Source organism: Sporosarcina sp. FSL W8-0480 (genome assembly GCF_037963765.1).
In the GTDB taxonomy this organism is placed as follows: domain Bacteria; phylum Bacillota; class Bacilli; order Bacillales_A; family Planococcaceae; genus Sporosarcina.
On sequence record NZ_CP150166.1, the window covers coordinates 1,286,066 to 1,299,693 of the forward strand.

Consider the following 13,628-nt stretch of genomic DNA (forward strand, 5'->3'; position numbering starts at 1 on the left):
GCGCGAATAAAATCTGGGGGGAACTTAGATGGACCATATTTTCAAAAACCAAGCGATGCTTGATTATATTAGTGAGAATAGACATAATTTTGAAAATGAATTATTAGGACAAGCTGTTAACGTCAGGGAGAATATCGAAGAAATATTGAAAATTGGCAACATAGACCTTATAAATAATGCACACCGCCTTGTTTTATATGTTGTTGAAATGAAGGAAGAAGAGATGCAAGCGTTTGCTAAGCAAGAGGGGATTGCCTGGGCTACCTATTCATTGACACTTTCTTTCAAGTTGGAGTGGGTTCAAGCAATACGAAGGACAATCTGGATATTCATCCAGAAATATATCGTACAACGGAATATTGAAGTGGACTTTTTCTTTGTAGAAAAGCAGATTAACAATCAAATTGACCAATTCCTAAATGCATTTTTCATTAATTATTCGTTATATAAAGATGAGCTATTAAGAACTCAGAGGGAATTGGTTGAAAACCTATCCGTGCCAATTATTCCGATAACTGAATCCATCAGCATCCTTCCAATCATCGGTTCAATTGATTACTATAGATCGAAAGTGATGGAAGAGAAGGTACTGATGGAAGTGGGACGTTTGCACATCCAGACGTTGCTAATGGATCTTTCAGGAATTGCTGATATGGAAGCTGAAGTGATTGATCAGTTAACGAAGATCATTGACGGGGCAGCTTTGATGGGATGCAGGACTGCGATTACAGGACTTAGGCCGGATGTAGTTAGAAGCATGGTCCGTTTAGGTGTACGCTTTGATGAAAACACTCAAATGGTTGGAACACTACAGAAGGCACTCAGCATTTATTTCAAGGATTGAAAAAAGGACAGAATCTCTCACGAGATATTCTGTCCTTTTGTTTTGTATTTATCCGCAGTATTGCGCCATGAGAAATAACCTTTCTCAACAGATTTAATCAATAATTCCGCAGTTGCAATATTCGTTGCAAGCGGGATTCCGTAAACATCACAAAGTCGTAAAAGTGCACTGACATCCGGCTCATGAGGCTGCGCTGTCAACGGATCACGGAAGAAAATGATCAAATCCATCTTGCCTGTCGCAATCATCGAACCAATTTGCTGATCTCCGCCCAATGGACCAGACATCATACGATGAACGTGAAGTCCGGTTTCCTGCATGATCCGTGTACCTGTTGTTCCAGTTGCATAAAGTTCATATTGAGAAAAGATATGCTCGTAAGCAATCGTGAAATTCACCATTTCATCTTTTTTCTTGTCATGTGCAATGAGTGCAATTTTCACAGGCAACGCCTCCCTATCATGTTGTACATCTAAAGGGTATCACAAGGTCGGAAACACAGCCAAATTTCCTACTCGAAATTCCTTAGCTATGAAACAGCAATAACTTTCCAGCAGGAGAAGCGAGGCGATGAGTTTGCTCAAGAAGATTTTTCTCTTCAAGCATTGCATGGCCTTTTTCTTTTGCCAAATCATCATTCTCTGCAGTAAACGTCTCCTCCGTAATCAATTCCCCATTTTTTTCATAAGCAGTCAATTTATAAGTTCTCAAGCCATTCATCCCCTTAACATTTTCCCCATTATACTATGAAACCATAAGTAATGAATAGTCGTTCATTTAATTAACGAAAAAATTGTCAAGCTTGCTTGACATTCTGCATATAGTAAAGTAACCTTTACGTAAAGCGACCTTTACAATGTAAGGAGGTTTATTTAACTGAAAAACTTAATCAAAGATATGCGAACCGAGATGGGATTGACGCAGGATGATCTTGCGGAAAAGTTGGAAGTCTCAAGGCAAACAATCATCTCGCTCGAAAAAGGTAGATACAATCCGTCACTGATATTAGCGTTTAAAATTGCAAAACTATTCAACTGTAAAATTGAGGACATATTCCAACCGGAGGAGGAGTGAAGATGCACGAAGGATTCGATATTTGGTCTTTTTTAGTTGGGCTGCCGTTAGGCTTAGTCATATGGGCAATCGTCTGGTATTTTCAATGGAAAAAAGGGAAGAAGGAACGGTGGTTTGATGAACGATATGTAAATCTCCATCGTCACGCAAGGTCGATTTCCTGGAAAGTGATGACCGGGGCCATTTTAATCGCGTGGATCATCGTCATGATTGTCGAAGGTGCAAAGTTGGCGTTCTTCATCATATCAGCACTATGGGTCATTCATATGCTCTCCTGGGTAATCGGAGCGGCAATTGTTAATAAAGACCATTAATTGAAGTTTTGATGAAACCATTCATCAAGTAATCTCGTAGTAAAAATAGTGGGAACAAGGAAAGGGGATTTATGATGGCTTTACAACTTGAAAACGTAACGAAGCGGTTCGGAAATTTCACGGCCGTTGATGATTTGAATCTGAAAGTTGAAAAAGGGACGATGTATGGTTTCTTAGGCGCGAATGGTGCCGGTAAAACGACGACTTTCCGGATGATTCTTGGATTGTTGAATGCGAATGTCGGGCAGATTGCTTGGAATGGCAAGACGATTTCCTACGCGACAAGTCCTGAAATCGGCTATTTGCCGGAAGAACGCGGTCTTTATCCGAAGATGAAAGTAGAAGAGCAACTCATTTTCCTTGGTGAACTGAGGGGAATGAATAAATCGGATGCAAAGAAAGCGATCAAGTATTGGATTGATAGATTCGAAGTTCCACAGTATTTGAATAAAAAGGTGGAGGAGTTATCAAAAGGGAACCAGCAAAAGATTCAAGTCATAGCTTCCCTGATGCATGATCCGAAGCTTCTCATCCTTGACGAACCGTTTTCCGGACTCGACCCGGTCAATGTGGAAATGTTGAAGAAAGCAATTGTGGATTTTAGAAATAATGGGGCTACCATCCTCTTCTCGAGTCACCGGATGGATCATGTCGAAGAGTTATGCGAACAGCTAAGCATCATTCATAGAGGAAAACAAATTGTTGAGGGGTCGTTGCGGGATGTGAAGCGTTCATTCGGAAGGCAAAATGTACGAATCCGTTCCGATTATGATTTGACGAACCTTGACCGCATCCGTGGAGTTGTTTCGGTAGCCCATTCAGTGGAAGGGGCCGTCTTCCAAATTGAAGATGAAGAGGTGGCCAATGAATTATTGACTGCGGCATTGAAGGAAGGTCCAATCCGTCATTTTGAAATCGAAGAGCCTTCATTGCAAGACATTTTCATCGCAAAGGTGGGGAAAGAACATGCGTGAATTCTGGATAATCTTCAAACAATCATTTTCATCAAAGGCCAAGGCGAAATCCTTCATCATCACTACAATGATTATGATGGCGGGAATCTTCCTGCTTGCGAATATGCCAAAAATTATCGATACCGTTCAACATGTGTCAGGTGGAGATAAGAAAGAGGTCATTCAAGTCATTGACGAAAGTGGGGTTTTAGCCGATAAGTTGAAGATGCAGCTTGAGGCGACGGATGGCAATTTGACAGTTGAAGCGACCGGGAAGTCGGTGAGTGAGCTCACTGATGAAGTGACTACAAAGGAAATCGATTCCTTCCTTTCCTTATCATTGGATGAACAAGGTATTATCCATGCAAATTATACAACGATGAGCTTAATGGATTTCAATTTACCGCGCCGCATTCAAGATGCTTTGCAATCTATACAAACACAATTGAAAGCGGATGAACTCGCTTTATCTGGAGCGGAAGTCCAAACATTGTTCACGCCCATTCAATTTGAACAGCAAAATGTCTCCCCTTCTGCAAAGTCGGAAGAAGAATTGATGACTGCACAAATACTCGTCTACATTCTTATGTTCGTTATTTACATGTCTGTTATTATGTATTCGACCATGATTGCTATGGATGTTGCGAATGAAAAGTCGTCAAGAGTAATGGAAATCATGATTTCAAGCGTCTCTCCCGTAAAGCATATGTTTGCGAAAGTGTTAGGCATCGGGTCACTTGGAATCTTGCAAATTATCATCTACGGAATTACAGGTTACATTGCATTCAAAACGTCTGCAACTGAAGTGCCTGGAGGGCTTTCAGAATTCATTAGCCTGAAAAACGTAAGTACGAGTACATTGGTGTATGCAGCAATATTCTTCATCTTAGGTTATTTCCTTTATGCTACACTTGCCGCGTTATTGGGCTCATTAGTAAGCAGAACGGAAGATGTTCAGCAGATGATCATGCCGATGACGGTTGTTATTGTAATAGGATTCATCATCGCTGCAACTGGTCTGAACAACCCTGAAATGGCGTATGTAAAATATACATCATTTTTCCCGTTCTTCGCACCGTTTGTCATGTTCTTGCGGGTCGGGGTTTTAGGATTGCCAATGTGGGAACCACTACTCGCGATTGCGATCATGCTGTTTACCATTTTCATCCTTGGGTGGTTCGGGGCAAGGGTCTATCGTGGCGGAGTCCTCATGTATGGACCGTCTCGCTCGTTAAAAGATATTAAAAAAGCGATTCAATTAGGGAAAGAGTAATAGTAAAGCCGCCTCGCGTTGTTGAAAAATACTTCGGGGTGGTTTTTTTATTGCATTGAAAGTTATCGGTCATTTCCCGACTTTTATCGATCATTTCCCAACATATATCGATCACTTGGGAGTGGTTATCGATCATTTCCTGGATTATATCGATCATTTCCCGTAATATATCGTCATTTCGGGACTTTTTAACTACCGCATTCGCCTATCCGATAACATGTAGCATCCCTCTTTTGTTTATTTCTATAAACCTTGCCCATATGGTAGAATTAGAACAAATATTCGTTTTGAAAAGGGGCCAATTAAGTTGTCATCAATCCGATTTATACATGCGGCGGATTTGCATTTGGACAGCCCGTTTAAAGGGATGACGGGACTACCGCCGAAGCGTTTGAATGAACTGCGTGAAAGTACATTTACTGCGTTCAATCGACTGATCGATCACGCGTTGCAAACCCGTCCGGATTTCATCCTCATCGTAGGTGATTTGTATGACGGTGAAGATCGAAGTTTACGTGCACAGCAGAAATTCATTGAGGGGATGGGGCGGCTGAACGATGCTGATATTCCGGTCTTCATCACATACGGCAACCATGATCACCTTGCCGGGAATTGGACACGGTTTGAGATGCCTCCGAATGTCCATGAGTTCAAGGAAGAAGTTGAAGAAGTATCTATAACTAAAAAGGGGCAGGAAGTCGTTCTGCATGGCTTCAGTTATCCGAAACGGCATGTGCGGGAAGGTATGGTCACCCACTATCCGGTTGCTACGGATTCCAACACCTTCCATATCGGACTGTTGCACGGCAGTGTTGCGGGGGATGAATCACATGCGGTATACGCGCCCTTCACGCTAACAGACCTCCAGTCGAAGAGGTATGATTACTGGGCGTTAGGCCATATCCATACCCGGCAGCAGATAAGCGTTGACCCGCCGGTCGTCTATCCAGGGAATATCCAAGGACGCCATCGAAATGAAACGGGCGAAAAAGGGTTTTACGAGGTCGAATTAAGTAAAACGGATACAACACTTTCATTCATCCCGACATCGGCTGTCCACTTCGGACAACTTCAACTCCCTTGCAGTGGCATCCGCCATGCGAATGAATGGCTTCGTCTAACGGAAGAAGCATTAAACGAATTTACCTCGGAGAAAGGGCCATCCATCGTAGATCTGACAGTGACAATCATGGATGCGGAAACAGCCGATTTTTTTGCACAGTCCCCTGATGAACTATGGCTCGAAGCTATCCGTGAAATGTTGGACGGTAAGGAGCCGTTTGTTTGGGTGCAACGGTTTACATTGAAAAACTTGGTGCGTTCAGAAAACAGCAATAATCTAATAGAGGCCGTAATTGATCAGGTCGAAAGCTGGTCATCCGATGAATGGAATGATGTCCTCAGTGACCTTTACCAGCATGTACGGGCAATTCGTTATATTGACGCGCCCACGGAAGAAGATCTCTCTGAATTAAAAGATGATGTTGAACAGCTCCTTTTAAGGGAATTACCATCGGCGAAATGAGGTGGAAATCGTGAAAATCAAAAAAGTCGTTATTTATGGCTTCGGTAAACATGAGAATAAAACGATAGACTTTGATGACCGGGTCAATGTGATCTACGGACAAAACGAGGCCGGCAAAACGACGATCCAACAATTTATCGTACAGACGCTTTTCGGCTATCCGCAAAAAAATAGTGCGCAACTACGATATGAGCCGAAATCAGGCGGCAAATATGGGGGGCAAGTCCATATACAGGACGAGGTGTATGGGGATTGCATCATTGAACGGGTTCGTGGGAAGTCTGCCGGGGATGTGACAGTGATTTTCGAAGATGGATCACAGGGCGGGGAGGAAGCGTTGCAGAACTTGCTTAGGCAATATGACCGCACTGCATTTGAATCGGTCTTTTCGTTCTCTCTCCTACAACTGCAAGGATTTGAACGGATGGACGAGGTCGAGTTGAGCCGGACGCTTCTGTCTTCAGGGACTACAGGAATCGATTCATTGTTAACTGTGGAAAAGAAGTTGGAAAAGGAAATCGGCGAGTTATTCAAAAAGACGGGTCGAAATCCGGAGATGAACGTCAGACTGCAGGAATTAAAGGACCTCGAAACCGATTTGAAAAAGGAACAAGAAAGAGTGTCTGCCTATTCCCCTAAAGTGAAGAGGATTCGCGAAATTGAGCATGAATGGACAGGTACCAAAGATGCATATGATAGAGTTCGTGAACAAAAACAGTCTCTTGGACTTCAACTGCAACTATTGCCTTTGCACGAACGAAAACAGGCGCTTCTGACGAAATTGGAGCGTATGGGAGATGTTGTTTTTCCAGCGGATGGCATTAGACGATTTGAAACGGTCCAAAGCAAATTGACTGAAATGGAAGCGAAAATGCGGGGACTCAATGATGAAATCGAGGATTTGAATAAACGCTTGCAACATCGTCCGGATCATCAAACAATCATGAGAATTGATGGATTGCTCAGCAGGGAACCCGAGTGGCATAAATGGCGCACTGAGTTAGGTGTCGTCCGTGAAAAAATTAGGCATTTAAAGGAAAAGAGGGTACAGGTGCTTGGTCGCCTTGGGTTGGAAACGGATGATTTGATACTGAAAGCGGATGTATCGATCCATCAGGAAGAAAGCTTGTACGAACAACTGCAAACGATTGCGGAGTTTGAAAGGCAGCTTGGCTATATCGACCGCCAGCTTACATACTTGGAGACTGCCCTTAGTGAAGTGAGAAACGATCAGCTTGCCTTAAAGAAAAACTCTCCGTCCGATGAGGAACAAAAACGTGTTAAAGAATGGCCGTCAATTGAAAGACGTCTATCTGAAGCGAAAGCCTATCTTCAATTCAGTAGATCCAAAAGTACAAGCGGGACTTCACTTCCTTTACTTTTAATGTTTATCGTGGCGATTTTGGCGATGGGGTTCGGTCTTATTGATAAGCAATGGCTATTTGTCATTATAGGGGTCTGTATTGCAGGTGCGGCTGTTATTTTAGGATTTGGAAATAAAAAGCGGCCCGACGAATCGAAAACGGCTGAAATGCAAAAGTTTGTTGACACGTATTCTGGATATGAAGATCAAATGAGGAGTCTAACTGAAAAAATTACTGCATACCGTCAAAAGGAAAGTCAGCTTGCGGAAGCTGCAAGTTCCTATGAGCGGCAAATGGGTGGAATAGAAACAGAATTTGAAAACCTATCACGTAAGAAAGAGAACCTTGAGGAAGCATTAAGCGGATTTTTCATTGCGTACGGCATGCATAAGATTCCGAATTCAGGTATTCTTCACGAGTTCTTCGGGATGGCTCGTACGATACAAGAAATTAGTCGTGAATCAGTTGAACTCCATGATAGACAGAAACAATTGATAGGGCAAATCAAGGAGAGACAGGAACAGATTGAATCCACTATTGGATTGGAAATACCTGAAGATGCTCTTTATGAAAAGTTAAGAAGCGAGTTCATCCATAAAAAATCCGATATGCAATCATACGAGACGTTATCTGCACGATTGGAGCAGTTGATACTAAAACGAAATGACCTTTATGCAATCATCCAGTCATTGTTAGGGCAACGCGATCATTTATTCAAAGAAGTTGGGGTCGAGACGGAAGAGCAGTATTATCAGGCATACACGGACTTCGAGGAGAAAGTCCGTCTACGTAAGCAATTGGAGGATACAGAGTCCCAATTAGGTGTCCATGAAAAAAGTATGGAGAATGTTGTCCTTTCGGCGGAAGAGCTGAAGATGAAGATTGCGGATGCGGAGAAGGAGATTGCCGAGTTGGAATCCCGATTGGATCAGTTCCTGCAGGAAAAGACGGCATTGAAAATCGAGACGGAAAAACTGTTGACGGATGATGCATATCAGCAAAAACAACAGGTTTTCGAATTGAAAAAAGCAGAGTTCGCCGAGCTTGCGAAAAAGTGGGCTGTCCGTCAAACGGCTGTGGCGGCTATAAAAGGCATGATGAAGGAGTTGCAGGAGAAGAAACTTCCAAAAGTGTTACAAGATGCTGAGAGTCTTTTTCGTGAACTGACAGGGGGGCAATATGTTTCCCTTTCGATATTGGAGAATGGCCTATTTCAGGCTGTCTCTCGAGATGGGATGAGATACCCGATTATCGAGCTCAGCCAGGCGACAAAGGAGCAAGCCTATATTTCACTAAGGCTGTCACTAACAATGGAAATGGAAAGGACAGCACCGTTTCCAATCATCATGGATGACCCATTTGTCCATTTTGACGAAGTAAGGCTTTCCCGTATGAAAAGAATAGTAGAGCAGTTAAGTGTAAAGCATCAGTTCATCTACTTCACTTGTCATGATAAGATAGTAGAGGAATGGACAAACGCTAAAGTTATTACAGTTTCCGATACAGGAAGCGTCAAGGGGGCGATCATTAGATGAAAAAAATTATGGAGCATCAAGTCGGCGAGACTGTCGATATGTTTTTACTCATTAAACAATCGACGAAAGGAATCACACAACAGGGCAGTCCTTTCATGACCCTCATTTTACAAGATAAGAGCGGTGATATAGAAGCGAAGCTTTGGGATACGGGGGATGAGCATGAGAAATTATATGCTGCCGCGACAATCGTAAAAGTTGGTGGAGAAGTTCATGAGTACCGAGGAAAAAACCAACTTCGCATTAAAAGCATCCGCCCGGTAAAGGAAGATGAAGGCGTGTCGATTTCCGACTTGGTCCCTTCGGCTGCAAAAACGAAGGAAGCCCTTTATGAGGAGTTATTGCAGTATTTCTTTGAGATGAAAAATCCGCATATTCAACGGATCACGAGGCATTTATTGAAAAAACACCAATCTGATTTTCTTGTGTATCCGGCGGCTACAAGGAATCATCATGATTATGTATCCGGGTTGCTGGATCATGTTGTGTCGATGCTGAAGCTTGGAAAGGCGATTGCCGAATTGTATCCGACGCTGAACAAAGACCTTCTTTACGCGGGTATCATTTTACATGATATCGGAAAAGTGATCGAGCTTTCCGGACCGATCGGAACACAATATACAGTCGAAGGTAACCTGCTTGGCCATATTACGATAATGGTGAATGAAATCTCAAAAGCCGCTGATGAATTGGATATAAGCGGGGAAGAAGTAATGCTGCTCCAACATATGGTCTTATCCCATCATGGTAAAGAGGAGTGGGGCAGCCCGAAACGGCCGATGTTAATGGAGGCGGAAGTGCTGCATTATATTGATAATATCGATGCAAAAATGAATATGCTCAATCGAGTGATGTCAAAAACTGCAAACGGAGAATTTACGGAGCGAGTATTCGCGCTCGATAATCGATCGTTTTATAAACCTAATCTTGATTAAAAAAGAGCTCCAGAATTCATTCTGGGGCTCTTTTACAATTATTTATTTTCTTTATTAGGCAAGTACAATTCAAGTACATGTTTGAACTCGTCAGCTTTAATGTCTACATCTGCAGCCTTGATCAATTCTTCAAGTTTTGCTTCAAATTGAGCGCCTTTAAGAAGGTTTTCAAGCTCGGCTTTTATTTCTTCTTCAGTTTTATCGGTTTCAGCAGGACGTGTTTCAAGCAATTCGATAATGTGATACCCATAGCTTGTCTTCACTGGTTCGCTGATTTCTCCAACTTTTAGAGAGTATGCCGCATCTTCAAATTCTTGAAGCATTTTGCCAGGGCCGAACCAACCTAAATCTCCGCCTGATTGTTGGGCGATTGGCTCAGTTGAAAACTCTTTCGCCAACGCTTCGAAATCTCCGCCTTCATTCAACTTTTGAATGATTTCTTGGGCTTTCTTTTCATCTTCCACAAGAATGTGGCGAGCGTGGACTTCAGTTTTAGCACGTTCCAATCCTTGTGCAAGCTCAGCTTCATCCACTGTCAATGATTCGATCATTTTCGTTTGAAGCAGTTCAGCTTTCACTTGGTTTTCGAAGAATCTTTCATTGATCCCCTTAGATTGAAGGTACATTTCGAAGTTTTCTCCGTAGCTTTCTTTTCGTTTATCAATTTCTTCCTTCAAATCCTTGTCGGAAATTTTATATTCAGTCTCCAAAACTTGTTGAAGTAGAAGGTTTTCGAATACTGTAGCGCCAATCGCACCCTTCATTTCTTCATAGAGGTCTTCTTTAGTGATTGTCCCGGACTTTGTTGTTGCCATAACCTCATCGTCAGATGCTTTTTCGTTGTTACATGCAGCAAGCGCTAAAACCGATGCCGCCATCGTCATTGCAAGGACCGTTTTTTTCATATCTATTCTCCCCTAACTTTTGTGTACGCCAGTTGATACTATACCATAAAAACAACAGTAAGATAAAACAAAATGGTTATTTCCGGTTTGCCTATAACGCGAAATCTCCTCAGCATAGGATACAAATAGAGAGGAGGTGCTCGAATGAGTGGATATGGCCATGGGCAAGGAGCTTCCGGATTTGCGTTGATCGTAGTATTGTTTATTTTGTTGATTATTGTTGGGGCTGCATACCTCTACTAAGATGAAAAGTCCAACTTCCCGATTGGGGAGTTGGACTTTTTAAATTATACTTTTAAGAGAACCTCGAGATAGAGCGACAGTATCAAAATAGTTATTAGAATGTTAACCGTTCGATATATTTTAGGTTGCTTTTCTTCTGGAATTTCTCTAGATTGGCATAATGCAAATGTCATTTTGTTTATTTGAAATAAGTAAAATAATGAAAATAGAACTGTAACGATAAGGATCAATTCCATTCCTCCTCTTCAACACTTCTTTAATAATAGCAGACAATTAAAGAAAATGACATTATTTTTCATCGGCGGTTTGTAATTCAGGCTCTCTTTTTGATACGGAAATTAGTTCTCCATCTGTTTCGTCAAAGGCGCTGTCGATTCGTTTGAACCCTTGTTCAAAGATTTCCATGAAATCTTCTCCGTAAATATTGCGTATAACCGACATCACTTCTAAAAATTCAGGGAATTTACCGTATATGCTTTTGATTGGAAGTGAACCTTCAAGAATTCCATGGTTGGAATCATAGTAGTTTTCGTTCATTTCTTGAAGGATCTCTTCGCCTGATTCTGTAACAGCTACGTATGTATTCCGACGATCGTCATCTTTTTTGAAGAATTTGAGGTAACCTCGTTCTTCAAGTTTTTTTGAGAAGTTGAATGCAGTGGATACGTGCATGACTCCGAATTTAGCGACGTCTGAGATGGTGGCTCCTTGGAGGTGGTAAGCGATCCAAAGGATATGGTGTTCATTGATATTCAAGTCATAAGGTTTTATCCATTCTTGCCAGTCTTTTTCGACTGCTTTCCAGAGGGCCTTAGACATTTGGGCAACACGCTGACTATAAATCATCGCCTCTTTTTGCGAAAACTTTTGTTCAGACATAAAATACCTCCAAGATTAAATAGTTTGTTTATTTTCATTATAGCAGGAAAACTTCAAATAAAAAAGTTGGAATTGCAAAAATACTTATTTATGTGAAAAAAAAGGTTGCTTTTCGTTTCAGGCGGAACAAAAAAAGTTATCCGGGTTTTGCATCGGATAACTTTCCATACACTTATTTCTGTTGGGTGGAGATGGTTTGTTCCAGTTCTTCGATGGAGGACTGGATTGCCTGGATTTTCTTTTCGAGTCGTTCTTTGTTAGATTCGGTAGAACGTTGCCATTGTTCGATGGAGCCTTTGATATCCTGAACTGTTTCGGGGACAAGTTCTTTTGCTTCCTTCGTCATATGTGAGATGGAAGTCTTTAACTCGGATATTCTGTTTTTGACATCATTCAATTTATGCTTCATGTCAGTTGAAGCGCTTTTAACGGACGAGCGTATTTCGCTTCCCGTTTGTGGAGTGGAAAATAACACAGTAACAGCAGCTGTCACTGAACCTGCAAGTAATCCTACTAAAAATGTAGATGCTTTCATGGATTACACTCCTTTCAATGAATGGTATTCCTCTTATAGTATTATTAAAACATGGTAAGAAGTTTCGTTCAAATACAAACAATCATAATTAAAAAAGCTTCCCTCGGATTGAGGGAAGCTTGAATGTCAATTTGATAATGCTGTTTTGAAGGATGAGCGTTTCAGCAATCCTTTTATAATCGGATAAATGATGAAAAATACGATACCGTTCAATGCAACCGTTGGTAAAACGACAGTAACGAATAGGAGTCCGAAAGGTACGCTTGCCCCCATCACGTAGATTGCAACGGATAGGAAGATGCTTCCGGAAATTATTGTTCCCACACAGACGATGGCGGTTGAAACGGCCAAATGGTTTGCAGTTTTCTTTAATAATACAATTGCCGCGTAAACGATAAAAGCTGTGATCGGCTTATCGATGACATTCGGGATGAATCCACCAGGGAAACTTGTAAAAATCCCCGAAAGGACTCCAGTTGTCGCACCAAGTAAAAAGACGCTTCGTGCATCCGGGAATAGTAAAATCCCGATGATCATCATCGTCAACATGAAGTCGGGCTTCATGCCCTCGCCATACCCCGGAATCACAAGGTACAAAGCGGCACCGACGGCTACTAATAACGCCATCAACGTAAGGTTTTTCGTATTCATTTCTCATCTCTCCTCAACTCAACTAAGTATTTTGGTTTTCCTGACGTATCCTCGTGATCGGCAGCGAAAACTTATATGGAATTATACGCTTTTTTATCTAACTAATCAATGGCTATTTTATTTTTCAAAAACGATTCCGGATTTGTTGAGCGATTTCCTTAATCTTTTCTTGAGGAAACTCTTCCACTTTTGGATCCCAGTTGGAACTATAGCCATCTGTCTCGTCGAAACGCGGGATGAAGTGAAGATGGAAGTGAAAGACTGCCTGACCCGCAGGAGCTCCGTTGTTTTGCAAGAGATTCATGCCGGCAGGAGTGAATTCTTCCTTTAGAGCATTTGCAATTTTTGGCGCCACTGCAAATAAGTTGGATGCTTCTTCTTCTGTCATGTCATAAATGTTTTCCCGGTGGGTTTTGGGGATCAATAAAACATGCCCCTTCGTGACAGGCATGACATCCATAAAAGCGACGACATGCTCGTCCTCATAAATCTTTTCACTTGGAAGGGATCCTTCGACAATTTTACAAAAAATACATGATGTCATCTCTTATCTATCCTTTCTGTTAATACATATTCATGATTGCCCATAGTGTAGCAT

General features: G+C 41.9%; 17 protein-coding genes. 9 read left to right on the forward strand and 8 right to left on the reverse strand.

Annotated elements, in window-relative coordinates; genetic code table 11:
* The first annotated feature begins 28 nt into the window (after nucleotides 1–28).
* Nucleotides 29–844 (forward strand): STAS domain-containing protein, encoded by an 816-nt coding sequence (locus tag NSQ43_RS06710; protein ID WP_339254132.1) that lies wholly within the window; start codon nucleotides 29–31, stop codon nucleotides 842–844.
* Nucleotides 845–861: 17 nt separating this feature from the next.
* Here the strand turns inward: NSQ43_RS06710 and mgsA are convergent, their stop codons facing one another.
* Together mgsA and NSQ43_RS06720 are read right to left on the reverse strand one after the other, a co-directional pair.
* Nucleotides 862–1,293, reverse strand: a complete 432-nt coding sequence (mgsA, locus tag NSQ43_RS06715; protein ID WP_339254134.1) for a methylglyoxal synthase — start codon at nucleotides 1,291–1,293, stop codon at nucleotides 862–864.
* Nucleotides 1,294–1,369: 76 nt separating this feature from the next.
* A complete protein-coding gene (locus NSQ43_RS06720; RefSeq protein ID WP_339254136.1) occupies nucleotides 1,370–1,555 on the reverse strand; it encodes a YhzD family protein in 186 nt (61 codons plus the stop codon).
* Nucleotides 1,556–1,720: 165 nt separating this feature from the next.
* On the opposite strand from NSQ43_RS06720, the gene NSQ43_RS06725 reads away from it, so the two are divergent.
* From NSQ43_RS06725 to yhaM, 7 genes are all read left to right on the forward strand, one after another.
* Entirely contained in the window at nucleotides 1,721–1,918 is a 198-nt protein-coding gene (locus tag NSQ43_RS06725) for a helix-turn-helix transcriptional regulator (protein ID WP_339254823.1), read from the forward strand.
* A 2-nt stretch (nucleotides 1,919–1,920) separates the two neighbouring features.
* The gene (locus tag NSQ43_RS06730; protein WP_339254138.1) at nucleotides 1,921–2,232 is read left to right on the forward strand and encodes a hypothetical protein; all 312 of its coding nucleotides are present in this window, start codon (nucleotides 1,921–1,923) and stop codon (nucleotides 2,230–2,232) included.
* Between the two features lie 74 nt (nucleotides 2,233–2,306).
* Nucleotides 2,307–3,206 (forward strand): ABC transporter ATP-binding protein, encoded by a 900-nt coding sequence (locus tag NSQ43_RS06735; RefSeq protein ID WP_339254140.1) that lies wholly within the window; start codon nucleotides 2,307–2,309, stop codon nucleotides 3,204–3,206.
* Nucleotides 3,199–4,458, forward strand: coding sequence for an ABC transporter permease (locus NSQ43_RS06740; protein WP_339254143.1), 1,260 nt, complete (start codon nucleotides 3,199–3,201; stop codon nucleotides 4,456–4,458). The genes NSQ43_RS06735 and NSQ43_RS06740 overlap by 8 nt, the downstream gene beginning before the upstream one ends.
* 307 nt (nucleotides 4,459–4,765) lie before the next feature.
* Nucleotides 4,766–5,983, forward strand: coding sequence for a DNA repair exonuclease (locus NSQ43_RS06745; protein ID WP_339254145.1), 1,218 nt, complete (start codon nucleotides 4,766–4,768; stop codon nucleotides 5,981–5,983).
* Between the two features lie 10 nt (nucleotides 5,984–5,993).
* Nucleotides 5,994–8,882 (forward strand): AAA family ATPase, encoded by a 2,889-nt coding sequence (locus NSQ43_RS06750; protein ID WP_339254147.1) that lies wholly within the window; start codon nucleotides 5,994–5,996, stop codon nucleotides 8,880–8,882.
* Nucleotides 8,879–9,817, forward strand: a complete 939-nt coding sequence (yhaM, locus tag NSQ43_RS06755; RefSeq protein WP_339254149.1) for a 3'-5' exoribonuclease YhaM — start codon at nucleotides 8,879–8,881, stop codon at nucleotides 9,815–9,817. The genes NSQ43_RS06750 and yhaM overlap by 4 nt, the downstream gene beginning before the upstream one ends.
* A 38-nt stretch (nucleotides 9,818–9,855) precedes the next feature.
* Here the strand turns inward: yhaM and NSQ43_RS06760 are convergent, their stop codons facing one another.
* The gene (locus tag NSQ43_RS06760) at nucleotides 9,856–10,722 is read right to left on the reverse strand and encodes a peptidylprolyl isomerase (RefSeq protein WP_339254151.1); all 867 of its coding nucleotides are present in this window, start codon (nucleotides 10,720–10,722) and stop codon (nucleotides 9,856–9,858) included.
* Between the two features lie 144 nt (nucleotides 10,723–10,866).
* On the opposite strand from NSQ43_RS06760, the gene NSQ43_RS06765 reads away from it, so the two are divergent.
* Nucleotides 10,867–10,965 (forward strand): YjcZ family sporulation protein, encoded by a 99-nt coding sequence (locus NSQ43_RS06765; protein ID WP_339254153.1) that lies wholly within the window; start codon nucleotides 10,867–10,869, stop codon nucleotides 10,963–10,965.
* Between the two features lie 44 nt (nucleotides 10,966–11,009).
* Here NSQ43_RS06765 and NSQ43_RS06770 read toward each other — a convergent pair whose 3' ends face one another.
* The 5 genes from NSQ43_RS06770 to NSQ43_RS06790 form a co-directional block, all read right to left on the reverse strand.
* Entirely contained in the window at nucleotides 11,010–11,195 is a 186-nt protein-coding gene (locus NSQ43_RS06770; RefSeq protein WP_339254155.1) for a hypothetical protein, read from the reverse strand.
* Between the two features lie 58 nt (nucleotides 11,196–11,253).
* A complete protein-coding gene (locus NSQ43_RS06775) occupies nucleotides 11,254–11,844 on the reverse strand; it encodes an HTH-type transcriptional regulator Hpr (RefSeq protein ID WP_339254157.1) in 591 nt (196 codons plus the stop codon).
* A gap of 172 nt (nucleotides 11,845–12,016) precedes the next feature.
* Nucleotides 12,017–12,379: a YtxH domain-containing protein gene (locus NSQ43_RS06780; protein WP_339254159.1), complete on the reverse strand. Its 363-nt coding sequence runs from the start codon at nucleotides 12,377–12,379 to the stop codon at nucleotides 12,017–12,019.
* A 126-nt stretch (nucleotides 12,380–12,505) separates the two neighbouring features.
* A complete protein-coding gene (locus NSQ43_RS06785) occupies nucleotides 12,506–13,030 on the reverse strand; it encodes a tryptophan transporter (protein WP_339254161.1) in 525 nt (174 codons plus the stop codon).
* A gap of 124 nt (nucleotides 13,031–13,154) precedes the next feature.
* Nucleotides 13,155–13,574, reverse strand: coding sequence for an HIT family protein (locus NSQ43_RS06790; RefSeq protein WP_339254163.1), 420 nt, complete (start codon nucleotides 13,572–13,574; stop codon nucleotides 13,155–13,157).
* Nucleotides 13,575–13,628 lie beyond the last annotated feature (54 nt).

Bases quoted from the DNA above. Each gene is read 5' to 3' on its own strand.
- yhaM (WP_339254149.1), top strand. From the start codon at position 8,879: ATGAAAAAAATTATGGAGCATCAAGTCGGCGAGACTGTCGATATGTTT.
- NSQ43_RS06765 (WP_339254153.1), top strand. From the start codon at position 10,867: ATGAGTGGATATGGCCATGGGCAAGGAGCTTCCGGATTTGCGTTGATC.
- NSQ43_RS06760 (WP_339254151.1), bottom strand. From the start codon at position 10,722: ATGAAAAAAACGGTCCTTGCAATGACGATGGCGGCATCGGTTTTAGCG.
- NSQ43_RS06735 (WP_339254140.1), top strand. From the start codon at position 2,307: ATGGCTTTACAACTTGAAAACGTAACGAAGCGGTTCGGAAATTTCACG.
- NSQ43_RS06740 (WP_339254143.1), top strand. From the start codon at position 3,199: ATGCGTGAATTCTGGATAATCTTCAAACAATCATTTTCATCAAAGGCC.
- NSQ43_RS06730 (WP_339254138.1), top strand. From the start codon at position 1,921: ATGCACGAAGGATTCGATATTTGGTCTTTTTTAGTTGGGCTGCCGTTA.
- NSQ43_RS06780 (WP_339254159.1), bottom strand. From the start codon at position 12,379: ATGAAAGCATCTACATTTTTAGTAGGATTACTTGCAGGTTCAGTGACA.
- NSQ43_RS06710 (WP_339254132.1), top strand. From the start codon at position 29: ATGGACCATATTTTCAAAAACCAAGCGATGCTTGATTATATTAGTGAG.
- NSQ43_RS06790 (WP_339254163.1), bottom strand. From the start codon at position 13,574: ATGACATCATGTATTTTTTGTAAAATTGTCGAAGGATCCCTTCCAAGT.
- NSQ43_RS06775 (WP_339254157.1), bottom strand. From the start codon at position 11,844: ATGTCTGAACAAAAGTTTTCGCAAAAAGAGGCGATGATTTATAGTCAG.
- NSQ43_RS06785 (WP_339254161.1), bottom strand. From the start codon at position 13,030: ATGAATACGAAAAACCTTACGTTGATGGCGTTATTAGTAGCCGTCGGT.